This is a genomic window from Dysgonomonas sp. BGC7, assembly GCF_001261735.1.
In the GTDB taxonomy this organism is placed as follows: domain Bacteria; phylum Bacteroidota; class Bacteroidia; order Bacteroidales; family Dysgonomonadaceae; genus Dysgonomonas.
This window is the reverse complement of the sequence record NZ_CVRP01000008.1, coordinates 82,356-107,621: the sequence shown is the minus strand read 5'-3', so window position 1 is coordinate 107,621 and position 25,266 is coordinate 82,356. Positions and strand designations below refer to the sequence as shown.

At 36.4% G+C, this 25,266-nt stretch carries 17 protein-coding genes; 13 read left to right on the top strand and 4 right to left on the bottom strand.

Features of this window, described 5'->3' with window-relative positions; genetic code table 11:
• Position 1 precedes the first annotated feature (1 nt).
• Positions 2–2,479 (top strand): family 20 glycosylhydrolase, encoded by a 2,478-nt coding sequence (locus BGC7_RS08500; RefSeq protein WP_082206574.1) that lies wholly within the window; start codon positions 2–4, stop codon positions 2,477–2,479.
• Between the two features lie 210 nt (positions 2,480–2,689).
• Here the strand turns inward: BGC7_RS08500 and BGC7_RS18315 are convergent, their stop codons facing one another.
• A complete protein-coding gene (locus BGC7_RS18315; protein ID WP_347338999.1) occupies positions 2,690–2,986 on the bottom strand; it encodes a rubredoxin in 297 nt (98 codons plus the stop codon).
• A gap of 146 nt (positions 2,987–3,132) precedes the next feature.
• Between BGC7_RS18315 and BGC7_RS08490 the strand changes: the two genes are divergently transcribed.
• From BGC7_RS08490 to BGC7_RS08475, 4 genes are read left to right on the top strand one after another with little or no spacing between them, the layout of a single operon-like run.
• Entirely contained in the window at positions 3,133–5,796 is a 2,664-nt protein-coding gene (locus tag BGC7_RS08490) for a TonB-dependent receptor plug domain-containing protein (protein ID WP_347339002.1), read from the top strand.
• A gap of 28 nt (positions 5,797–5,824) precedes the next feature.
• Positions 5,825–7,027 (top strand): DUF4876 domain-containing protein, encoded by a 1,203-nt coding sequence (locus BGC7_RS08485; RefSeq protein ID WP_050701156.1) that lies wholly within the window; start codon positions 5,825–5,827, stop codon positions 7,025–7,027.
• Between the two features lie 18 nt (positions 7,028–7,045).
• Positions 7,046–8,632 carry a DUF6850 family outer membrane beta-barrel protein gene (locus tag BGC7_RS08480; protein WP_050701155.1) on the top strand — a complete coding sequence of 529 codons (1,587 nt, stop codon included), beginning with the start codon at positions 7,046–7,048 and terminating at the stop codon, positions 8,630–8,632.
• Between the two features lie 30 nt (positions 8,633–8,662).
• Positions 8,663–10,867 (top strand): HEAT repeat domain-containing protein, encoded by a 2,205-nt coding sequence (locus BGC7_RS08475; protein ID WP_050701154.1) that lies wholly within the window; start codon positions 8,663–8,665, stop codon positions 10,865–10,867.
• A gap of 290 nt (positions 10,868–11,157) precedes the next feature.
• Here the strand turns inward: BGC7_RS08475 and BGC7_RS08470 are convergent, their stop codons facing one another.
• Positions 11,158–11,643, bottom strand: a complete 486-nt coding sequence (locus tag BGC7_RS08470) for a hypothetical protein (protein WP_050701153.1) — start codon at positions 11,641–11,643, stop codon at positions 11,158–11,160.
• A gap of 252 nt (positions 11,644–11,895) precedes the next feature.
• Here BGC7_RS08470 and BGC7_RS08465 point away from each other — a divergent pair, with 252 nt between their 5' ends.
• Positions 11,896–12,819 (top strand): tRNA modification radical SAM protein MnmL/YtqA, encoded by a 924-nt coding sequence (locus BGC7_RS08465; RefSeq protein ID WP_050701152.1) that lies wholly within the window; start codon positions 11,896–11,898, stop codon positions 12,817–12,819.
• A 39-nt stretch (positions 12,820–12,858) separates the two neighbouring features.
• On the opposite strand, the gene BGC7_RS08460 is transcribed toward BGC7_RS08465, so the two are convergent.
• Together BGC7_RS08460 and coaBC are read right to left on the bottom strand one after the other, a co-directional pair.
• Complete coding sequence (locus BGC7_RS08460) at positions 12,859–16,689, bottom strand: hypothetical protein (protein WP_050701151.1); 3,831 nt, start codon at positions 16,687–16,689, stop codon at positions 12,859–12,861.
• Between the two features lie 89 nt (positions 16,690–16,778).
• Positions 16,779–17,972, bottom strand: a complete 1,194-nt coding sequence (gene coaBC / locus BGC7_RS08455) for a bifunctional phosphopantothenoylcysteine decarboxylase/phosphopantothenate--cysteine ligase CoaBC (RefSeq protein ID WP_050701150.1) — start codon at positions 17,970–17,972, stop codon at positions 16,779–16,781.
• A gap of 196 nt (positions 17,973–18,168) precedes the next feature.
• Between coaBC and BGC7_RS08450 the strand changes: the two genes are divergently transcribed.
• The 7 genes from BGC7_RS08450 to purE all read left to right on the top strand — a co-directional run bounded on the left by BGC7_RS08450 (position 18,169) and on the right by purE (position 25,209).
• Positions 18,169–19,539, top strand: coding sequence for an MFS transporter (locus tag BGC7_RS08450; RefSeq protein ID WP_050701149.1), 1,371 nt, complete (start codon positions 18,169–18,171; stop codon positions 19,537–19,539).
• 49 nt (positions 19,540–19,588) lie between these two features.
• Positions 19,589–21,355 carry a peptide MFS transporter gene (locus tag BGC7_RS08445; RefSeq protein ID WP_050701148.1) on the top strand — a complete coding sequence of 589 codons (1,767 nt, stop codon included), beginning with the start codon at positions 19,589–19,591 and terminating at the stop codon, positions 21,353–21,355.
• A 95-nt stretch (positions 21,356–21,450) separates the two neighbouring features.
• On the top strand, positions 21,451–21,948 hold the full coding sequence (locus tag BGC7_RS08440; RefSeq protein ID WP_050701147.1) for a DNA-deoxyinosine glycosylase: 498 nt from the start codon (positions 21,451–21,453) through the stop codon (positions 21,946–21,948).
• An 83-nt stretch (positions 21,949–22,031) separates the two neighbouring features.
• Positions 22,032–23,489, top strand: coding sequence for an RNA polymerase factor sigma-54 (rpoN, locus tag BGC7_RS08435; RefSeq protein WP_050701146.1), 1,458 nt, complete (start codon positions 22,032–22,034; stop codon positions 23,487–23,489).
• On the top strand, positions 23,486–24,196 hold the full coding sequence (locus BGC7_RS08430; RefSeq protein WP_050701145.1) for a hypothetical protein: 711 nt from the start codon (positions 23,486–23,488) through the stop codon (positions 24,194–24,196). Before rpoN ends, BGC7_RS08430 begins: the two co-directional genes overlap by 4 nt.
• 38 nt (positions 24,197–24,234) lie before the next feature.
• Positions 24,235–24,615, top strand: a complete 381-nt coding sequence (gene gcvH, locus BGC7_RS08425) for a glycine cleavage system protein GcvH (protein WP_050701144.1) — start codon at positions 24,235–24,237, stop codon at positions 24,613–24,615.
• A gap of 87 nt (positions 24,616–24,702) precedes the next feature.
• On the top strand, positions 24,703–25,209 hold the full coding sequence (gene purE / locus BGC7_RS08420; protein WP_050701143.1) for a 5-(carboxyamino)imidazole ribonucleotide mutase: 507 nt from the start codon (positions 24,703–24,705) through the stop codon (positions 25,207–25,209).
• Positions 25,210–25,266 lie beyond the last annotated feature (57 nt).

The following is a 25,266-nucleotide window of genomic DNA, read 5'->3' as shown; positions in this document are numbered from 1 at the left end:
TATGAAATCTAAAATAAGCATATTTCTATTATCACTATTCTTTTCACTTCACATGTTTGCGGTAGATATAGTGCCCTTACCATATAAAGTAAAAACTACAAACAAGAAATTTATTTTAAAAAAAGGAATCGACTACGAAAAGTGTTTGAAAGAGAACAACAGTCTCATCAAAAGGTTTTACATCGGTGTCCGCAATCAAAGTACCGATTTAGATGCCATCTTCCAGAAGCTGGGGTTCTTTAAAGAAGAATTAGGTGACGAAGGTTATGAGCTATTCATCGACAATAATAAGATTGTACTGGCAGCAAATACAGAGCAAGGATTATTCTATGGACGACAATCGTTGATACAACTGATTCGTGGAGCTAAGAACAATGCGATCCAAGGTGTACATATAATAGACAAACCTGCACTGAAATATCGTGGAGTGATGGATGACATAAGTCGTGGTCCTGTGCCAAGCATGGAATATATGAAGTATCAGATCAGGCGACTGGCCGAGTTGAAAATAAACACCCTGACTTACTATACAGAGCATGTTGTACGCACAGAGAAACATCCCGAATTTGCACCTCCTGCCGGAGCCTTATCTATTGCCGAATGGAAAGAATTGTCAGACTATGCAAAGCAATATTATATAGAACTAATACCTAATTTCCAATCGCTTGGCCATGCCGAAAAAGTACTGCTCAATCCTAAGTTCAGAAACATAGCTGAAAGTAATACGATGTATGCTCCTACAAAACCCGAGACTCTCGAGTTTATGAGGGATATTTATGCTGAAATGAGCCCAGCTTTCGATTCGAAATTTTTTCATGTAAACTGTGATGAAACATTCGATATGGGACGGGGTCCGTCTGCGCAGAAAGTGAAAGAATTTGGTGCAGGACGTGTATATACCGACTATATAAACCAATTATCGGACTTATTGAAAAACAATGGTAAACGTATGATGATGTGGGGTGATATAGTGTTGCAACATCCCGAAGTCTTAGATATATTACCTAAAGATGCTGTGATGATGACTTGGGAATATAGTGATTACGATTCATATGCCAAGTGGATAGATCCATTTGTAGAAAGAGGTTTCGATTTTATGATATGTACAGGCGTTCTCAATTCGTATCGGATTTCGCCCGATTATAAAATGGCAATACCTAACATACGTAAGTTTATAAAAGAAGGTGCGAAAAAAGGTGCTATGGGTGTACTCAATACCGTTTGGGACGATGGAGGATTGCATACTTTCGACCGCGATTGGTATGGAATAGCTTATGGAGCTGAGCATTCATGGAACCCGAACGATAAAGAATTGGACAACTTCGACAATCGCCTGTCGAAAGCAATATACCAGAGCGAAGGCAAAGAGCTGTTTACTGCAATTCACAAGATAACCAAAATGAGCGAAATTGAAGCTCTGGACAATATGAGCGAAATCGTTTTCTGGAAAACTATTATTCCCGAAAGAGGACAGTTTAACAAGTATAGTTTGGCCGATTGGGAGGATGTGTATGAAGCCTGTCTCGAAGTAGATTCGATTTTAAAGAGACAAACTGCGAAAAATTACACGAGGGAATATAAAGCGTTCGGTATAGTATCCGACGAATATAAGTATCTAGCACAAGCCAAACTAAAATTAGCCGAAGCTGCATCGTTATACACAGAGGCTATTGATATTCAGTATAGGGACAAAGAGGAAGCAAAAACTTTACTAAATAGAGCCTATGCAAATATAACAGAATGTAGAAACAATCTGGCTCAAGTACAAAAAGACTTTGATGCCATATGGAAAAGTGAAAATCGCGATTATTGGAACGACTTTGCAATGGATCCGTTCAATAAGGTGCTGAACGATTATGACGATATGATAAACTCATTCAACAAATCGGTCAGCTATTTTAAGCAAGGTTTACCTTTAATCGCTCCGGCCGATATACGCCTAGATATTAGAGAACTCGAAGGGTCATATTTTACATATTGGCTTATATCCCCGTCCTTTGCTCTTGGAAAAGGAGCTACATTTGACACCGATTTTCTGAAAGGAATGGAAGGTGAAGGTAAGGCTGCCCCTTTTCCGGGATTTTCCTTTTTCGACGAAAAGGGACAAAATATCAAGTGGATGAAGTATTCTTCCCCTTTTTCCGACAGAGTTTTACTGGATACACCTCTCGAAGAAAATGGCGAAGCAGTTGCTTATGCTTTCTGTACATTGGAGTCGAAAACGGAGCAGACAGTAACTGCAAGTCTCGGCTTTACTGGCAGACTAGAACTATTTTGCAACGGAATATCAGTGTTCAAAGAAAAAGGAAGTGAAAACCTTATTACAGACGAGCATCAATGCCAATTGAACCTTAAAGCTGGACGAAATAGGATCTTATTAAAGATAGAACGAGCTACATTTTATAACAATTGGGATTTCTCATTTCAAATAAAAGATTTGAAAACCAGTGGGAGGAAGAACAAATACAAGATAGAGTGAGAAAAATGTAATACATTCTCATTTTAAAATAAAGAAAAACCGAGAAAGTGTCCATTAGCTAAGAATCTGAAAAAACATTTTCTTTTCTATTCGCAAACAAACTTTGGCTTTGAAAGACAATATCTAAGTTATACAAAAAGTCAAGAAAAATAAGCTAAAAACTATAAACAAAGAGACTATTTGAAGTAACTCAAATAGTCTCTATTAATATTATTCCATAATAGGACGAAACATATCTTTTTCAGATTCACAGACTGGACAACACCAATCTTCTGGCAGATCCATAAAATAAGTATGTGGAGGCACCCCGTTATCAGGATCTCCTTCTTCTACAGAATAACAATAGTCACATACAACACAGGTCCACTTCATATGAGTACGCCCTTTAGTTTCTTTTGGTGAATCGTTTTCTTTTAAATCAAACTGATCTTGATCTGAACACCCCGAAGATCCGACAAAAAGAGAAACGAGCAATAGAGTAAAGAAAACATAAAAAAATTTTGTCATAGCCATAAATTTAAGTTAATATTGATATAATTTTAGTTAAACAAACGTACTTTTATTTTTTTAATTTTCAAAATTTTCAAACTAAAAATATTTACTAATAAATTATTTAGAGATGTATCTCACAAACCTCTTAAGAAGGTGTTTCAATTATTCTTCCTGAGTATGATCTGTGGGGTGTGACAGACAAAGCCGGAACATTTACCATTAAAAATATCTCTAAAGGAAATACTAAAATAGTAATTCAATGTCTCGGAATGGTAACTGTCAGCCAATCTATAGTTGTAGATTCTTCTACAAGTAGAAATTTTTATATGGAACAGAACTCTTTGCGGCTTAAAGAAGTTGAAGTAACAGCAAAAGAGCGTCAAGAAGGAGCTGTACCTGTAACAACTATTTCAAGATCTGCAATGGATCATATTCAAGCCACATCATTAAATGATGTACTAAATCTTTTGCCGGGAGCTGTACCAACTAATCAATCTCTAGCAGGAGTTAGTAATGCAGTTTTACGTAACTATGAGGATGGAAAAGTTAATTCTACAGCTGCTATTAAATCCGTTAATGCGATGAATAGTATGGGTACATCTATAATAATGGATAATGCTCCTATTTCTAACAATGCAAATTTACAGATACTTAATACTGCCACTGCAGGAAACAATGCAAACTTTGAAACATCTGCCGGATCTGGTATTGATCTACGGCAAATATCGACTGACAACATTGAGTCGATAGATGTAATAAAAGGTATAGCATCTGTACAGTATGGAGATGTAACATCCGGAGCAGTTATAATTAGATCGAAAGCAGGTAAATCTCCATTACAAGTGCGATTCAAAGTCAATCCGAATATTACACAAACATCATTAACAGGGGGTTATAAGCTTGGAGAAAAATCTGGAAATCTAAACATAAGTCTCGACTATGCACACTCTACAGATAAACAAACTGTAGCCTTGGAAACTTACGATCGGTATACAACAAAATTCTTATATTCGAACACCTTATTCGATAAATTAAGAACAAATACCAGTTTGGATATTATATATTCAAAAGACAATAAAAAGCAAGATGAAGATGACATAAAAAACAAAGTAAAGAAATCTGCAACCAATCAAGGTTTTCGTTTTAATACAAATGGTGTTTATCAATTTAACAAAGAGTGGTTTAAGTCTATACATTATACATTTTCCACATCCTATACCGACCGTGAAGGATTTTATCAAACCATGGTAAGTAATGCATCGAATATTATATCGACAGCGATGAGCGATGGTACGGTGGTAACTAATAGGCCAGGACAATCAATTAATGATGTGGACGGAAAGCCGATAACACAATGGAGTGAAGGCGATAAAAATGCATACAATATTTTTCTTCCTTACGAATATCTAATGCACTATAATATAGACGGAAAAGAGTGGAATACATTTTTATCTACTAGAGCTACTTTTGCCAATTCTGTTGGAGAAATAGCAAAAAACAGGTTTTTTGTAGGAGGGGATTACCGTTCGGAAGGAAATAACGGAAAAGGAAAAACTTATGACCAAAGCACTCCTCCTGTTTCAAATAATACACGTGCTATACGTATGCGTTCATTCAAAGACATACCATTCATTAAACAATTAGGGTTATTTATAGAGGAGAATCTTAATCTAAATATAAATGGACATGACCTTAACTTTCAGGCTGGATTGCGTTACGATAAACAAAAAGAAATCAAAGGTGAAATATCCCCCCGTTTAAACGCATCCTTTGAGATAATAAAGAAAAAGCTCTTTATCAGAGGAGGGTATGGACATGTTGTAAAATCCTTACCCCTAACTTATTTGTATCCGGAAACGGCATATTTCGATTTACAGAATTATACCAATGCCAATAATCCCGCAGTAGCTCCTGAAGATTATTTACACATAACTACAACTAGAGCATTTAGCGCACGAAATAAAGACCTAAAATTAGCAAAAAGTAAAAAAGCAGAAATAGGGATAGATTTATCTCTTGGCAATAAATCTCTGCACATAACTGCATATCAGGATAAAATGAATAATGGATATGGCTTTGGCACTGCCATCAGTCGAATAGAATACACCAAATACACCAATACAGGAGCGGGGTTAGCCGCGTCTACTCAAAACCTGTTTCTAGCATATAATTCCCCTCAGAATAATATTGCCTCAGAAACAAAAGGCTTTGACTTCGACCTCGACTTGGGACGATTCGATGCTATCCGTACATCATTTATCCTCAATGGAGGTTACATAAAAAACACGACATATAGCAGTCAAGAATTTTATTATAATAATAATATCACTAACCCTTCATATATTAAAAACATAGGTGTATATGAAGCTAAGGCTGAGAAATCGCAACGAGATCGTTTTGTAACAACACTAAGACTAGTTCATAATATTCCTGAAATAGGTTTTGTTATATCTCTTTCAGCAACTACTACCTGGATAAATAAAGACAAGAATATATTAGGAAATGACAGTATTCCAGTTGCCTACATATCTCTCAGCGATGGAAAGCGTTACGACTTCGACCCTGATAAAATATCTGATCCTAAATTTTCTGATATTAAACGTACAGTAGCACCATCTCGTCACATAAAAGAATCGCTACCTATACTATGGTGCTTCAATATGAATCTGACAAAAGAAATAGGGCAAAACATAAATGTATCTTTCTTTGCTAATAATATATTTTCTTACAACCCACGTATCAAATCGAAAAGGTATGGTAATTATGATCAATTCAATCCCCCTATCTTCTTTGGACTAGAATTATCCGCCAAAATACCCTGGTAATAAAATATTAAAAATAACTTGAAGAATTATGGAATATATATCAAAATACTTATTGTTTATTGTTGCTTTGATTTTGACAAATTCTTGTACTGATGAAAAAACTGAAGACTTTAAAGAAGTAAAAGCAACTATTTCTCTCAAACTAGGAGATTATACCGGAACCCTTTCAAATCCTCTAATAATTAAATTTACCAATCTTTCAGGTGGATTTGGGCAAGTATTTGAAAAAAGGGTATATAAGATAGAAGATATAAAATTAGAGAATCTTGTTCCGGGTCAATATATCATCAGTGTTACCGGGAAGCTAACTCAAGATGAAGCAATGGAGATTTATGGGAAACAGAGTAGTTATGTTCTTAATGCCAACCTCTCCAACGTTGAGATTTATGACTATACAGAAGGTAAACCAATCGTTGTAAACATAGAAGAGTCTATGGAGTCCTTCCTCATATTCAAAGAAATGTATTATTGTGGATCTAAGACCGATTCCAATTCAAACTACTTATACGATAAGTTCTTTGAAATATATAACAACTCTGAAGAAGTCATATATTTAGATAGTGTCTGTCTAGCTAATGCATCACACTCGGGACAAGTAGATTACGACTTTGGTGAAGCAGCAAAAGACAATTTATTCAGTAACGAAGTATGGATGATACCGGGAACAGGAAAAGATGTACCTTTAGAACCGGGTAAAAGCATAGTAATTGCAATATCAGCAACAAATCACACCACCGCTCTCAGTAGACTTGATCTGACCAGCTCAGACTATGAAACTTATGTAGAAAAAACGAGTGGTACACCTCTTGATTACCCTGCAACTAATATGATTGCAATATACAAAACCACCACTACTAAATTTTGGTCTTTAGCATATGGTGGAAATGGTATGATCTTATATAAGTTAGATTATCCTTTCGATCCTAATGACATTGTTTTACCATCCAATGCTCTAGGATCTACAAAAGCAAGTGTAAAAATACCAAAGAAAGCAGTACTTGATGCAGTAGATTGTATAGCAGACGAAAGCAAGTATTTAGATAAAAAATTCCCAGCATCCATTGATGCAGGCTTTGCTACTGTTGGAGCAGGCTGGATTGCAAAGAGTGTTGCTCGCAAAATTAAAGAAACGACACCTGAAGGGCGTATTATATTTCAAGATACAAATAATTCGTCAGAAGATTTTGAGGTAATGGATACTCCACAAATAAGACGTTATTTGAATAACTAATAAGAAATAGATAAAGCAATGAATTACTCAATAAGATTATATACATTATCCTTTATACTTTGTTTTCTTTCAGGATTTACAAATGTAAATGCTCAATACATACCTTCAGAAAATTCAGTAACCCCATCCTCTTTAGATTTATTTCATTCAACAAATTTGTGGTTTGAGACACAAAATGCCGCTGGATTAAGTTCATCTAAACAAATGCAATATACCAACGTCTATGGAGGATATTCTTATACAAAAGGGGATTTTCGACGCCAACAAGAAGGAAAAAAGAATACAGGTTTCTTATTCAATGCAGAAGGACTAATCCCTCTTTATGGAGGATACTTATGGGGTAAGTTTTCTTTTGAAAACGAATCCAAAGAAGATAGCCGTTTTAATGCATCCATAATAGACCCTTTCAGAGGAAATCCGTTTATAATAGCTGATGATCGGTCTTCCGAATGGAAATTACAATACTACAATCTTTCAGCGAAGGCATCTTCTCGTAAAATATTCAATCAAATTTTTGCAGGAATAGGCTTCAATTATAAAGTGTCTACAGGAGCAAAGCAATTAGATCCTCGTCCATTAAACACCTTTTACCAACTCACTGTAACCCCATCTCTAGTATGGGCACTGGATAATAAAAACAATATAGGAGCTACATTTTATTTCAAGAATCAGAGAGAGACTTCCAGTATCAGCCTTGAATATAGCGATTATGCACAAATTATCTATAAATTATATGGAGTAGGTGCATTCGAGGAAACAACAACAAGAAGTGCAAGACGTGAATACAAAGGAAATACTACTGGGTTTGAAATACAATATGGGCATAATGTCAATAATCGCAATTTCATTTTCAATGCAGGATATAAAGAAGCTTATGAGGATGTGATAGACGGATCAAATCAACTACTTAATACTGGAAAAACACTTACGGACATATATCATGCTTCTTCGGCATTAGTTATCAATAACCAAGAAAGTGTGCATAAGATAAACTTAGATTTATCTTTGTCTAGTACAGACGGATTATTTTATGATAAGAAAGTAGATCCTAATGATGCTTCTGAATACGTCATATCTTACAAGAAAAAACGCTATTCAATGAAAAATCAGATGTATAAAATGAACTATGATTTGTTCTTGACCAATAAGAATGGATATGATTGGAATGTAGGAACAACATTAACATACCTATCCTACAAAGAAGAATATCTTCTTCCTCAACAGGGTGTTGGTAAATCGAAACAAGATATAGGAAGATATAACTTAAACTTGCATGGAAAATATAATCTGAAAACAAAATTCCTTCCATGGAAAGGGAGTATTCTCATAGGAGCAGATGTTACATACTCAAAGGCATCTGATTGCAATCTGTTTTATGGAGGTCTAAAACCTGACCATAAAATCGTAAAAGAATTACTTGTTGCCGATTATTCAGTTTTGTCTGCCAACTATTGGAAAATAGGTGCAGACTTGCAACATTCGTTCCCTCTTTCTATTAGCAATAAAAAGATAGAGGCTTATGCTAAAGCTTCAGGATATTTTATTCCACAAATAGAGAATAAAAGAAGAGGAAATGCTACAATTTCAATCGGATTTATGTTATAAGAAAAGATCAACTAAAAAAATAATCGAGAAATGAAAAAAATTATTCTTTTTACACTTCTTCTATGTCCTATATTCATACTGGGACAGGTGAAGACTGTAAAACCGACAGGCAAATATGATACATCCTTTGCCATTGTTGTCGATAAAAAGACATACGACCAGACAACAAATTCGATAAATGCCTATAGAGATATGCTCCTGAGGGAGGGATTAGCAGCCTATATCTTAATAGACGAAGGTGGCAGCGCTGACGAAATACGGCAGACCCTATTGAATATGTACAAAGAAACAACAAGACTTGAAGGCTGTGTATTAATAGGAGATATTCCTATTGTCATGGTTCGAGATGGACAGCATTTATCCAGCGCATTCAAGATGGATCAAAGAATGGCATGGACTCGCTCTTCGATCCCATCTGACAGATTCTATGACGACTTTGATCTACACTTCAAATTAATAAAGAAAGATGAGAAAAATCCTCAATTATATTATTATTCTCTAGAAGCCACCTCTGCTATGCGCCTACAGTCAGATATCTATTCTGCACGTATCAAACCTCCTGTAATAGAAAACGGAAAGAATAAATATGAACAAATAGACGCATACTTAAAAAAAGTAGTTGCAGAACGTAATGCGTCTAATAAGCTGGATAACCTTATGATGTTTAGAGGACATGGGTACAACTCTGAAGCTTTAGAAGCATGGTCAGGAGAACAAATCTCTCTCCGAGAACAACTTCCTCAATTATTCAAGGCAGGAAGCCAAGTCAAATTTCTTGCATTTGAAAGTAAATTTCCTTACAAATTTGATTTATTATCAGAAATTCAACGAGATAATCTTGATGTTGCCCTCTTTCATGAACATGGCAGCAGCGATTTACAATATATAAGTGCATATCCATCTACAGACAATCCTACAGAAGCCGTAGAAACAATAAAATATTATTTGAGAGGAAAAATAAGAACAGCTCTGCGCAAAAAGAAAGATTTAGATGAAACAATAGACTATTATACAAAATATCTAAATGTCCCTCGCGACTGGTGCAACTTGTCAGACTCACTAAATAGTGCAGATTCTATACTGGAGCAAAATATGGATATTCATTTATCTGACCTATATAACATCAACCCCAATGCTCGTTTCGTTATGTTCGATGCCTGCTATAACGGCTCATTTAATAACGATGAATATATTGCAGCTGCATATATCTTCGGTTCAGGAAAGACCATTGTAGCTCTTGGCAATAGTGTAAACTCTTTACAAGACAAATTCCCCAACGAATTCATTGGTCTATTAGGACAAGGGGTCAGAGTCGGACTATGGGCTAAACATATCAATTATCTGGAAACTCATCTTCTAGGGGACCCCACATTCAGATTCTCCCCTTCTGGTTCAGATTTAGGATTAAATAAAAGCTTAGTTCTCCAATCGAAAAACTTTAACTACTGGAAAAGCTTACTAAACAATCCTAATTCCGATATACAGGCTATTGCATTAAAAATTCTATCAGAAAATAATTATCCGCAGTTATCTAAATTATTGAAAGAAACTTACTTCAAATCTGAATTTGGCGCAGTACGCATGGAATGTGTAAACCTATTAGCTTTCTTCAACAATAATGACTTCATAGAGGTTCTTAAAGCTACAGTTTCTGATCCTTATGAATTAGTACGCCGACTTGGGATGGAGTTTATTGGAAAGAACGGCTCTCCCGAACTGTTACCTGCTATTATATATTCTCAGATATTTGATGCAACATCTAAGCGAGTTATGTATAAGTCTTCTACAGCATTGAGCTTCTATGATCCAGCAATCATTATCGTAGAGCTTAACAAACAATTAGCTACCAATACTAATTTGCTAGATAAAGAACAAACACGCGAAAGGATTACAGCTTCAATCCTGTCTAAAGCCAAAACTTCTTCGGATTACATGAAAGAGATGAAAAGGAAGGAAGGTAAGATAAAAGAAAGAGAAAATGCGATCCGCTATATAAGGAATATGAATAATCATTATTTGCTTTCTGATTATATAAACTTTGCGAAAGATGAGTCTGAGGATTTGTCTCTCAGAATAATGATGCTTGAGGCATTAAGCTGGTTTCAACTTTCATACAGAAATACAGAAATAATCTCTTTGTGTGATGATATTATACAGCACTCTGACAAACAAGATTTAGTATATCAGGCACTGAAAACAAAGAATATCATACTTAATAAAAATATTGCTTCATAGTCTTTGATATAACAAAAAATCTGCAAGAATCGATACTGAAAAGTAAACATTCTTGCAGATTCTTTATGTTTAGGAATAGTGAGACGAGGACTTAAAAGATCAATTTATCTTTAAAAGAATATTACAATTGCAGATCTCTTTATTGCCTTGATACGTATAAAGAACATCCAGTTATATAGTTGAAACAAATCATTAAACCTTCTCTGCAATTTAATATATTCCCTACATCTCAAAACCCCTAAACCTGTTCTAGGGAAAGGTCAGATTAGAATAATTTTACTCACTCTATCCTATCTAGTCATCTCTCCAAATCCATTAACTTTTATTGCCTTCACTATTTCGGTTTCATCTATATCTAATTGTTTAGCAACGATAGATTTTACATCATTTGATACATAGATTGTATCTGACTTGAAAGTAACTGTATTAGAATCCTCTCCGCTTGTCAATGTAAGCTTTTCTCCATCTACAGTATAAGTACCTGCAACTTCCTCTGCTTCGAGAGCCTCTTTAAATTTGAATTTACCATCCACGCTAAACACATAGATATTACTCTCTCCTAAATCTAAGCCTAGTATAGCATCGGTTACAGCTTTTTCTATCTCCGGATCTTTCACCTCTACCAAAGCTTCTTTCTTATCATACTTCCATGTTCCGAAAATGGTTACAGGATGTTTCTCTTCAGGAATTTCATCATCATCGCTACTACAAGCTATAAAAGCAGAACTAACTAAAAGGGTGCAAAGGAACAAGCCAAGAAATTTTCTTAATTTCATGATTAATTTTTTTAATTAACAAAATGGTTTAATTAGGTTAGTGTGATATCACCTCTTTCAAAAAATTCCGGATTTTATATTATCATCTATTACAGAGACCGGAAAAAGCGAGATGTGTTGCGTGACATAATGTTTATAAAACTTAAAAAATGTTTCCCTTGCTGATCTCCGCAAAAGAATCTTAAAAAGTTGATGCTATAATGTAGAATAGCTGCTTTGCTGTATCTTTGCAGACAAATAGAAACAAAACTGATGAAGAATAAGTTTTACAAAGAGTTTGGTGAACTTCTCACAAAACACTTTCCATATAAAGTACAAAAGATATCCATAAACGCCGGTTTTACATGTCCCAACAGGGATGGCTCAAAAGCGGTAGGAGGCTGCACTTATTGTAACAACCAAAGCTTTAGCCCCGGATATGGAGGCAAACAGCGTACTGTAAGCGATCAGTTGAAAGATGGAATTGCTTTTTTCTCGTACAAATATCCTGAAATGAAATATCTGGCATATTTTCAGTCCTACACTAATACCTATGACAGTATAGATAAGCTTATAGGATTGTATGAGGAAGCCTTGTCTTATCCCGATGTAGTGGGACTGATTATAGGAACGCGTCCTGACTGTATGCCTGACGAACTACTCGATTATTTCGCAGAATTGAACAAACGGACATTTCTTATCATAGAATATGGACTGGAGTCGACGCTTGACTCTACTCTCAACTTTATAAATAGGGGACACACTCATGCTGAAAGTGTAGATGCTATAGAAAAAACTGCTGCCAAGGGGATTTATACGGGCGCTCATCTTATCTTAGGACTACCGCACGAAACCAAAGATCAGATATTGGCTCATGCTGACGAAATATCGCGACTGCCTCTGACTACAGTCAAACTACATCAGCTACAACTGATAAAAGGAACTGTGATGGCAAGACAATACAGGGAACATCCCGACTGGTTTGATTTATTTGAAGTAGATGAATATATTGATCTTTGTATTGATTTTGCAGAAAGGCTGAATCCGGACTTTATTATAGAACGCTTTATATCTCAATCGCCCAAACAGCTTCTGATTGCTCCTGATTGGGGGCTTAAGAACTTCGAATTTACTGCAAAAATATTAAAGAGATTTGAGGAAAGAAATACTTCCCAAGGTAAAATGTATAAACAGTAAGCCGACAGTGATGATTGTTGGGTAATTGCAAAACTTAATTTATTCAGCCGTATCTTCACTCTTCTTTTTGTCTTTCCCTTTTCCTGTAAAAAAGGCCTTGACCTTAGTAAAAAAGCCTGAGGCTTTCTTTATGAAGTTTTGCTTGCTTTGAGATACTCCTACCGATTCCACAATAGCGGGCTGTAAGATCTGCCAGAAATAATTAAATGTAGAATGGTAAGGATCTCTATCTATATAAATATAAGATTCTCTAGGGTTTGATTTTTCTTTATCAGGATTATTTTTCTTTAATATTGTGTTTGCCAAATTAGTAAGGAACTTATCAGGTTTCTCTGTCTCCGAATTCTTAAGGATGGCCACACTCAAGTCGTTATACAAAAACAGCATTCCGGCACGGGCATCGGTACTAGAGGCTTCTGTTTCGAATTGAAGATCGGTAAGCATTCCACTTCTCACTTCTGCTTTTGCCAGCGGCAAAAATATTTCATTCAGGTTTTGCAGATCAAATTCAGGGAGATGAACTTTCAATGAAAAGCAATCATAGTCAGGGCTTACCGGGATATTCCATTGGGCGGTAAAAGCTCCATGTCCCATAAAACTACCATCTACATCCAGCTTCATATATTGATAAGGATTAGTAGCAATATTTGTAAGCCTGTCAAATTTGCCGTTCATACCTTTAAAATATATCTTTCCGGGAGTCTGCCCCTTTTTGGGCAACTCTTCATAAACAACTGAGAAGTCTGACACGTTTGCTGTAGCTATATCAAATTTCAAAGGGGCTTTCTGCAATTTTTCGTAGATGAGGGGCATAATATTATGCTGTATCTCTATCTGTTGATTCTTGAAGTTCTGCAACAACACATTATTTATACTAAGATTGTTAGCCTTAAGGACATTATCAGAAAACAACAAAGGATAATCTATACCCGAAAGAGATACATCGCCAACACCGACATCGAACCAATCTTTATGCTTTGGATGACGATATGCAAACTCTGTCTTCGAATAGGCAGGAATCATACGAATATCGGAGAACTGAGCTTTACCCTGTTGTTTCGAAATATTTACACTGCCAATTCCTACTGTATAGAAACCATCCATTACAGGAAAAGAAAAATCTTTGGTACTGAAATTTAAGTCGGTAATATCCAACTCCTTATTTTTTGTATCAATAGTCAAACCCGTAAAGTCAATATTTGTAGAATTAACTTTTTGCTGTTTTGCGTTCTTTTCGTCAAAAGTATGAGAATAGTTTATATTGGCATCGGTAATCTTGAAGCTTTGAACTCTTCCTTGCCTGAAATAAGGACTAAGGAGATTATATACATTTATAGAGTCACGATTTCCGGGTGCTTTAGCCTCACCTTTTTTACTCAGATCCAAATATGGACTTGTAATATTCAGAGTAGAAATATCAAATATATTTGGTTTAAACCAACTTAAGCCCGATAGTCCGATTAAGCGGGTTTGAAAATTGATGGATTGCGACACCTGTTTATTCTCGTACGCTGCATCTGATACCAATAGTTCTTTTACTCTTATATTATCACCCAATAACCCGAGAAGACCGTCGCCTTCCCCTCCTTTGGGTTTCTCTACATCTTTTTGAGATATAGTATTTACGATCGGAGATTTCAGTGTGAGTTTTTCAATATCAAATTTATTATTTATTATCCAATCAAGCCCTCTCGTCTCAAATTGGTCAAGGCCAACTGTCAACATTTTATGATCAAGCTGATCTTTATATATCAGTTGTCCTTTATGTATCAGGATACTATCCGCAACTATACTTTTTACAAGACCGTCTAATATCTTATCGGAGTTATTATTTTTTTCTTTTCTGTTATTTCCCGTTTTAGTAATCTCTATTTTCGGAGAATTAAGAATAAATGATCTTATATGAATCTGTTTATCATCCATATACTTATCATTATCAAATCCATCTACAGTGATTCTTGGAGAACTTATTTCGTAATAAGTGTTAGGAATTGTTGCCCATGTCTCTTTTTGAGGAATAACATTAACTCCTTCAAGTTTCAGTTTACCTGTCTGTGTCGATATATCTGCTTCCTTTATTTGCAATCGGTATTGTTTTTCGGGCAACAAATTGTCGAAATCGGAAAACGACAGACCTATGTCATCACAATTAAAATAATACCTGCTGTTTCGTCTGGTATTCTCATCGAGAAGAAACTTCGTAGCATAGAAATTCAACTTCTGCACCTGATAAATATCTTTATCAATCAGGTCATTAATTACGATCCTCCCTCTCGAAAGATTTATACTGTTTACAGAAAGAAAGTCTGCATATGGAAGAAAGAAATTTAAAATATCCTCCATATTTCCAGATTGCTTCGGAGATGTGTATTTGGCGGTAGAAGAAGGGGATACCCTTGTAAACTTTATATCTACAGAGTCTAGATTAATATCTTTTGCCGAAACGCCTGTTGTATAGTCCAACCCACTCACATCTATCAGTTTTATTCCCCCCGAAAAATAATTTCGAGCCGAATCGGTAAAGAGAGGTTTTACTTTTATATCCGATATACTGAAATGCTTGTCGACCGTACTCAGTTTCAGATTGCCAACTTTAATATTAGAATTATTACTGGTCATCAATCCGTAAATTCCAGAACCATTAAGCGTAAAATTGTCTACATACCAGAACTTCTTTTTCTTTTCCGACAAAGAATCGACAATAAAATGATCGGCATGAAAATCGAATCGGGATATCGTATATGTATCGCTATATCCCTTCTGCGTCAGAGTATAGTTAAAGCGGGTTTTCTCTATGTCTATCTTACCGATAGAAATACTATGCAGAATTGGAGACAATATACTGTAGAGTGACCATGTCTGATCTGTATCCGATATATTCTCTTGGTTATTTTGTTTGGGACTTGTTCCTTTTACACTGTAATATTGAATATCTGTACCCGAAACACTAAAGTTATCTGCATCTAAAAAGTTTTGCAAGTTTTGTCGTTTAAACTTTACTCCTTCTACAATAACAGATTCTACATCTGCTTTCAAATAGCCTCCTGTTTTAGATATTCTTCCCTCCCAGAATTTCTCCGATGGAAATATTTTTACACCCTCTATTTTTATTAAAGATTCGAATGTGCTAAGTTTTATTTTATCAGTTTCTAATATAATCTGATCACTATGTAAAAGCTGTTGAGATTCATCGGCTTCAAACTCAAAACCATCGCAATATAATAAGTGTCCCGAGATTTCTGATTTTTCATCAAGTCGGAAATTATATGCTTCGAACAGGGCTTTGGTCAAGCTGTAAATAATTGGAGATACAGAATCCTCAACCGTGTAGCGTATATTTGCATCCTTCAATCTTATACTATTTACGGTAAGCTCTTTTATGTATGGAGAAATTGTTTGATAAATAGATTTTGTTATCTCTGAAGAGTCTTTTTTATCGGTAGTATATACTGAATCAGATTCAAATATTTCTATATTGGGAGATCTCACCTCAAACAAACTGAAATTTAAGTATCTATAGCTTCTTCTCCATGTAAGATTAACTCCTTTGAAGTGAATTTCGCCGATATGTATCTTGTAATAGTTGGCAGGCAGGGAGTCTATATTCCGCCATGCTGTAAATGTAGCTGAATCGGGAACAAGTTCAAGACCTTTGATCGACAACTCTCCTGAAAACAATCCGATAGACAGATTCTCAAAGTTACAATCGTAGAATCCATTGGTAGCTTTCGAAACCTCCTCTCGCAACCGTTTGTTTAAAGTATCTTCGAGTCGAAAAGTCATAAACCAGTTGATTCCGAACCCTATTGCAATCAATAGTGCGGATATCAATAATGCTTTTATCGCTACTCTACGTCTCTTTTTGGTCATCAAACAATGCTAATATGAGTACCCATCATAATTCAACAAACTTTGACGTGATTTGTTTTCTGATAATCAACAGGATAAAATCCTATCTTTTACTCCAAAGTTGCATCAATGATATCTATAGCAACCTCTTTTTTACTCTTTAGATGAAAATCAGTCTTTTCTCCATTTCTACCCAATATAGAAATTTTATTTGTATCGTATTTGAAGCCCGCACCGGAATCTTTCAACGAATTAAGAACGATAAAATCGAGATTTTTCTTTACGATTTTCTTCAATGCATTTGTTTCCTCATCGTTTGTTTCAAGGGCAAATCCAATAAGTTTCTGATTTGCTTTTTTCATTTTGCCTAGCGATGCCGCAATATCTTTATTCGGCACAAGAGATATATTCAGTAGATCTTCTCCTCGCTTTACTTTTTCGGCATATTGTTCCGTAGGGCGAAAATCTGCTACCGCAGCGCACAATATAGCAATATCCATCTCAGGGAAAGCTTTTACGGATGCGTTGTACATCTCCTCAGCAGATTCCACATCGATGCGGGTTATGTTAGGGTGAATGGTCTTCAAAGCTACAGGCCCGGCTATCAATATCACTTCTGCACCTCGGGCAGCACATTCTTCAGCAAGGGCAAATCCCATCTTACCCGAAGAATAATTGCCAATAAAACGAACCGGATCTATTTTCTCATAAGTAGGTCCCGCCGTTATCAGAACTTTTTTTTTTGAAAGTGTTTCTTGTCGGGCAAAGAAGTTTTCTACTGCAACTAAAATCTTTTCAGGTTCTTCCATCCTGCCTTTACCTATCAGATGGCTCGCAAGTTCTCCGGCAGCCGGCTCTATTATTATATTTCCATACGAACGCAGCAAATCCATATTGCGACTTGTGGATGGATGAGCAAACATATCCAAGTCCATAGCAGGGGCAATCATAACGGGAGCTTTCATCGAGAGATAAGTAGTTATAAGCATATTGTCAGCTATCCCGTTTGCCATTTTACCCAATGTAGCAGCTGTAGCAGGAGCAATAAGCATAAGATCTGCCCATTGACCCAGATCGACATGGCTATGCCAAGTACCATCGTTAGCTGTAAAAAACTCGCTGACAACGGGCTTACCGGTGAGTGCAGATAGAGTAACAGGCGTGATAAATTCTTTCCCCGAAGGTGTAATCACAATCTGAACCTCCGCACCGGCTTTGATTAACAGACGAGCCAAAGACGCTGCTTTATATGCTGCAATACTGCCAGTAATACCCAAAACAATATGTTTATCTTTCAATGTCATGATTCCCAAATTTTAAGCAAAGATACATCTATTAGAAATATTGACCTTTGTTTCTTTCCAAAATTTCATTTAAACTTATTTAATGTCTCAAAAGCACTTGTTTTAGATTGACAAACGATTCTATTTTGAATCTTTTCCTTACTTTTGCGTATTAAAATTTAAAAAGTACTATTTAATAAACACACATTATTGAATCATGACCGAAATAATAAGACAAAAACTAAATGACTCTAAGGCTGCACGATGGACAGTGCTTATAGTTGTTGCATTTACTATGTTCTGCGGGTATTATATTACAGATGTAATGGCTCCTTTAATGGACTCTCTAAGCGAGGAATTTGGTTGGAGTGCTCAAGAATATGGCATATTCACCAGTGCATATGGATGGTTCAATGTTATTCTTTTTATGCTAATATTAAGTGGAATAATGTTGGATAAACTAGGAGTTAGACGTACAGGAATTATAGCCTGTATATTAATGATTATAGGATGTTCACTTAAATATTATGCTGTTGCCAATCCTGGAATTTTTATTGGTACAATCTTCGGAATTAAATCACAAGTAATGGTTGCAAGTATCGGCTTTGCAATATTTGGCGTAGGTATTGAAACTGCAGGGATAACTGTCACAAAAGTTATTGCCCGATGGTTTAAAGGTCATGAAATGGCATTAGCAATGGGGATTCAGGTAGCAGTGGCCCGTATAGGTACAGGCTTAGCCATTGGAACAGCTATACCTTTATCTGAAGGACTAGGTAGTTTATCTGCACCTATTTTGTTAGGTTTAGCGTTTCTATGTATCGGTCTTATTTCTTATCTCGTTTTTTGTGTAATGGACAGACGACTTGATGCCTCCTTGAAAGAAACAGCAGAGGAACCGGAAGAACCATTCAAAGTGAGTGATATTTTCTTTATTATAAAGAATAAGGGTTTTTGGTTGATAGCCGTATTATGTGTATTATTTTATTCGGCAGTGTTTCCTTTTCTCAAGTTTGCAACATCCCTAATGATAAATAAATATAATGTAGAACCCAGATTAGCAGGATTAATTCCTCTAATCCTTCCTTTCGGAACAGTTTTGTTAACTCCTCTCTTTGGTAGCATCTACGACAAAAAGGGAAAGGGAGCTACTATTATGGCGATTGGTGCAATATTATTAATCATCGTGCACTTTCTGTTATCCCTTCCATTCAATTATTGGTGGTTTGCCGCTATATTGATGGTTGTTTTGGGAATCGCATTTTCTCTGGTTCCATCAGCGATGTGGCCTTCTGTCCCTAAGATTATACCTCAAAATAAACTAGGAACAGCCTATGGATTGATTTTTTGGGTTCAAAATATCGGACTTAGCGGAGTTCCTTTATTAATAGGCTGGGTACTGAATAAGTATTGTATTATTGGAGAAAACGTAGGGGAAAACGGAAAAGTAACAACACTTTTCGATTATACTTTACCGATGATAATATTTACTTGTTTTGGAGTTCTTGCTCTTATAGTGGCTCTCATGCTGAAAGCAGAGGATAAGCGAAAAGGCTACGGACTGGAACAACCGAATATGAAAAAATAAAAACTTAAGTCCGGAATCAAAACCGGACTTTTTCTTTTAATACAAAAACATGGCAGAAGACATAAACTCCGTGAAGGAAAGGCATCCGAAAGGGATATATTTATTGTTCGTTACCGAGATGTGGGAACGATTCAGCTACTATGGCATGCGTGCGCTATTTGTCTTATTTATGACAAAAGCATTACTTTTCGATAAAGCATATGGTTCTCAAATATATGGCAGCTACACAGGACTGGTATATCTTACCCCCCTTATAGGAGGCTACTTTGCTGATCGCTATTGGGGTAATCGCCGTTCTATTATTGTAGGAGGCCTGTTGATGGCTGTAGGGCAATTTCTTATGTTTTTATCAGGTTGCTTTTTCAAAGAGGTAGATGTAGCAACCATGCTTATGTTTTCGGGGTTGGGCTTTCTCATATTTGGTAATGGCTTCTTCAAACCGAATATCTCTACAATGGTAGGACAACTATATAAACCTGATGATAAGCGTAAAGACTCGGCGTATACCATTTTCTATATGGGAGTAAATACAGGTTCGTTTATCGCTCCCATCATCTGCGGAATATTAGGCGATACAGGACATCCTGCCGACTTCAAATGGGGATTTCTGGCTGCATGTATAGGGATGTTGCTCGGAGTGGTAGTATTCAGTCTGTTAAAAGACAAATATATAAAAACACCGGAAGGAGAACCTATAGGTGTAATTCCTAACAGCAAGGATGAGAAAAGACAGATCGTAGAATCTCAACCTTTTGGAGACATACCCGCTGATGAAAAGAAAACGTCGAAAGCCAAGATTGCGATTATATGGAGTGCTGTTTGGATTGTCTTATTCTACATCCTATACAGTATTATAGAAACGGACTTTATCGGATCTGTTATATTTTCTCTAGCAGTAGTAGCTCCGGGTTTTATTATTTCTGATCCTTCACTGACAAAAATAGAAAGATCACGCATATGGGTGATTTATATTATAGCATTTTTCGTCATATTCTTTTGGGCTGCATTCGAGCAGGCCGGAGCCTCCCTTACTTACTTCGCCGAAGAACAGACTAACCGACATATCGACCTTTTCGATTGGACTATACCTACTTCCTATTTTCAATCGGTGAATGCAGTAGCCATTATTCTTTTCGCTCCTGTATTTGTAGCCATATGGGCTAGGTTGAGTAAAAAAGGCAAAGAGCCGGCTTCGCCCGTAAAACAGTCTATCGGCCTATTCTTACTCGCTATAGGCTATCTTGTAATTGCTTTCGGAGTAAAAGGGCTTGCCCCCGGAGTAAAAGTAAGCATGCTTTGGCTGGTTAGCCTTTATACTATACATACTTTCGGGGAATTATGCCTATCACCTATTGGGCTTTCTATGGTAAATAAACTGGCTCCCATACGCTTTGCCTCACTGCTAATGGCAATATGGTATCTGAGCACAGCAGCAGCAAATAAATTTGCCGGCACGTTGAGTGGATATTACCCCGAACCATTGATCGAAGTTAGTACCGTGCAAGCAGTCGAAAAAGAAAACACAATACAACTTTTGTCCGAAGACTTTGAGGAGTCTATCCAACAAAAAGACGGAGTTAATGTTATTCCCTTCGATAGGCTTACTTTTTATGAAATAAAGGATAAATCTTTAAAAAGCGAAATACAAGGTAAATTGGAAAAGCAACAATTAGAAAATCCAAAAAGCTTTATCGGTTATAAAATTAGCTCTCTTTATGATTTTTTCATGCTTTTTGTTTTCATGGCTGGCATAGCTTCCGTAATATTGTTCTTTTTATCGAAACGATTAATAAGAATGATGCACGGGGTAAGATAGAACCTCCTTTTTTCATTGACTTACTTAATGAGGCAGCAAATAGTCTTTTCCGAGGAATGTATCATCCTATTTCTTGTTACTTAATAATATAAGCAATGAAAAGAATAACCTTTGAGCCTGAGATAAACAAAGACTGCCAGATGTTAATTCTGGGAACTGTTCCAAGTGAGGAATCACTGCGCAAAAAAGAACGTTACGGACATAAGAGTAATCAGTTTTGGAGAATTCTGTTCGCTCTGTTCAACAAACCGCTTCCTGATAATTACGAAGAGAAAAGCGCAATACTGACAGACAACAACATTGCCATATGGGATGTGCTCCATTCGTGTGAGGGAGAGGGAAGTCTGGATAGTGCAATAAGAAACGAGAAGCCTAACGACTTTAAAAAGTTATTTAAAGAATATCCAAGAATCAAATATATATTTTTCACAAGTAAGAAGGCTGCCGAATTTTACAAGAAATATGTGGGCTTCGATACCGACAAGGTATTTACAGTGCTGCCATCGCCAAGCCCTGCCAACGCAAGAATGAGGCTGGATGAGAAAATAGAGAAATGGAAAGTGCTGATAGATACCCTGAACTCTATTTCTTAAGAACCTTCTGAGACTGAATGTTGTTTTTGTTATTAGATTAAAAACAATTATTATCTTTGTCTTAACAGAATATATCGATACATATGGCTCTGAAGCAACACTTACAACTCAAACAACAACAAAAGCTTTCGCCTCTGCAAATGCAGGTTATAAAGCTTACTGAGCTACCTGTTATAGAGTTGGAAGAGCGTATTAAGCAAGAACTGGAGGATAATCCTGCCTTAGAAGAAGGACTTGAACCTACAGATAGCTCTTCGGAATATGATGACGATTTCAGCCCCGAAGACGACACTAATATATCGCAGGAAGATATAACCCTTGGCGACTACCTGAATGATGAAGAGATTCCCGACTATCGGCTCAGAGACAACAATAAGGCAAATAGTACTAAAGAAGAAATACCTTTCTCTATAGCAGAATCGCTGAACGAATATCTTCTGGAGCAACTCGGAGAGTGTGAACTAAACGAAGAAAACAAAAAAATAGCTGAATATATTATTGGCAACATTGACGAGAGCGGTTATCTAGACAGATCTTTAGCTGCTATTTCCGACGATCTTATCTTTCAGCAAAACATAGATGTATCTATATCTAAGCTGGAGGAGTTGCTTATTGTTATTCAGGAGTTTGAGCCGGCAGGCATAGGTGCTCGCAATCTGCAAGAGTGCCTCTTGTTGCAACTCAGAAGAAAAGAGCAAAACAAAGCAACCGAGCTTGCCATTAAAATAATAGAAGCACATTTCGATGAATTTTCGAAGAGGCATTATGACAAAATAATAAAACAACTGGGAATAGATGAAAATGAGATGAAGTGCGTGATACAAGAGATCACAACACTTAATCCCAAACCCGGAAACAACTGGGGCGACTCTATGTCATCTACGCTGAATACTATTATTCCTGATTTTATTGTAGATAGTTACAACGGAGAACTTGTACTAAGCCTCAATAACAGGAACATTCCCGACCTCAGAGTTAGCCGCGAATATTCCGATTTGCTAAGAGGGTATGCCGACAATAGAGAAGGAATGTCGGCGGACAATAAAAATGCAGCCTTGTTCGTGAAACAAAAACTTGATTCGGCTCGATGGTTTATAGATGCTATTAAGCAGAGGCAAAATACTCTTCAACGTACAATGAAAGCTATTATGGATCTTCAGTACGACTTTTTTCTTACAGGAGACGAAGCCCAACTGAAGCCAATGATACTAAAAGATATTGCTGAACGTACAGGATATGATATATCTACTATATCGAGAGTGAGCAACAGTAAATATGTGCAAACAAACTTTGGAGTTTATTCTCTTAAATATTTCTTTTCGGAGTCTATGCAGACCGATACCGGAGAAGAGATCTCATCGAGGGAAGTAAAAGCCATTTTGAAAGAATGTATAGAAAATGAGGACAAGAGAAAACCTCTGACCGACGACAAATTATCTGAAATACTGAAAGAAAAGGGTTATATAATAGCAAGACGTACAGTTGCCAAATATAGAGAGCAAATGAATCTGCCTGTAGCCCGTTTAAGAAAAGAAATATGATAGAACCTAATATAACTGAGAGAAAAACTGCAAACCTACAAGCCTCATTAATGTCTTATTCTCCCGCTACGGAAGAAGGTGCATTGTTGGCACGTATTGTTTCCATAATGCTTCATCCCATACTTATGGGTATATACACTGTTGCATTATTGTTTTTCTATACTGATTTCAATCTCATTTTTGCAGGACAGTTCTTAAGGTTTCTTTCGCCTGTATTTTTTCTTACATGTGTTGTTCCTCTTAGCAGTATGTACTTTCTCAGTAAATCAGGGCTGATGGACAGCTATAGGATAAACCCATCGCGGCAGCGAATTATACCTTTTCTTATCACCTTCATCTCATATAGCTTACTGATATATTATTTCCATGCAGCAAAATTATATGTATGGTTTATTTCTATATTAGCCGTACCTTTAATTTTGGTTGTTATACTGGGCGTTATCTCTGCATATTGGAAGATAAGTATTCATATGGCCGCCATTGGAGCTCTCATTGGTAGCACTTTGTCAGTCTGTTATAATGTTAAAGGTGTAAATCCATTTATTTTGTTCATCATTTTATTTATCTTAGCAGGATGTTTGGGTGTAGCTCGCTTAAGTCTTAAAAAGAATACTCCGGCACAGGTATATATCGGTTTTTTTGTAGGAGCGGTGGTTTCTTATCTGTGTGTTCTGTTTGGTGCATATTGGGGTGTCATTAATTTATAAATAAACCTATGATTTAATAATATAAATAATTAGAAACTATGAATTTTCCTGAAAACTTGAAGTACTCGAAAGATCACGAATGGATCAGAGTAGAAGGTGATACTGCTGTTATTGGTATTACAGAATTTGCACAAAGCGAGCTAGGCGAAATCGTCTATGTGGATGTTACTACCGAAGGCGAAACAGTAGTCACTGGCGGAGTATTTGGTAGTGTGGAGGCCGTAAAAACAGTATCAGATCTTTTAATGCCGGCCTCCGGAGAAGTACTGGAGTTCAATACAGCATTGGAAGATAAGCCGGAGCTTATCAATGAAGATCCATATGGAGAAGGCTGGATTATAAAAGTGAGTCTCAACGACCCATCCGAAGTTGAAAGTCTGCTTTCAGCATCCGATTATAAGAAACTGATAGGTAAATAATAGATAGAGAAATTTACTTTTGTTATTCGTCAGAAAGTCTGACAAAAGACTTTTAGACGATATTGTTGATAATATTAATATACGCAGATGAAACCAATAGTTAGTATCATAATGGGTAGTACCTCAGATCTACCGGTGATGGAAAAAGCAGCTAAATTTTTCGATGAAATGGAAGTTCCATTCGAAATAAATGCACTTTCTGCTCATCGTACTCCCGAAAGAGTTGAAGCTTTTGCCAAAGTTGCAGCCGAAAGAGGTATCAAAGTAATTATTGCAGCAGCAGGTATGGCTGCCCACCTTCCGGGTGTAATAGCTTCTATGACACATATACCCGTTATTGGTGTACCCATAGATGCTTCGCTAGATGGTATGGATGCTCTGTTGGCCATAGTGCAAATGCCTCCGGGAATACCGGTTGCTACTGTTGGTATCAATGGTTCTTTAAATGCTGCTATTCTTGCATTACAGATGGTTGCTACAGGTGACGAACATCTGCAAACAAAACTGAAAGCTTATAAAGAAAGCTTGAAGAGTAAGATAGAAAAAGCAAACGAAGAACTATCTAAAATTGAGTATAAATATAAGACGAACTAAGAAGCTGTATAGCTTTTCCTAATAAAAGACTTGATCGGGTTTCTGCTCAAGTCTTTT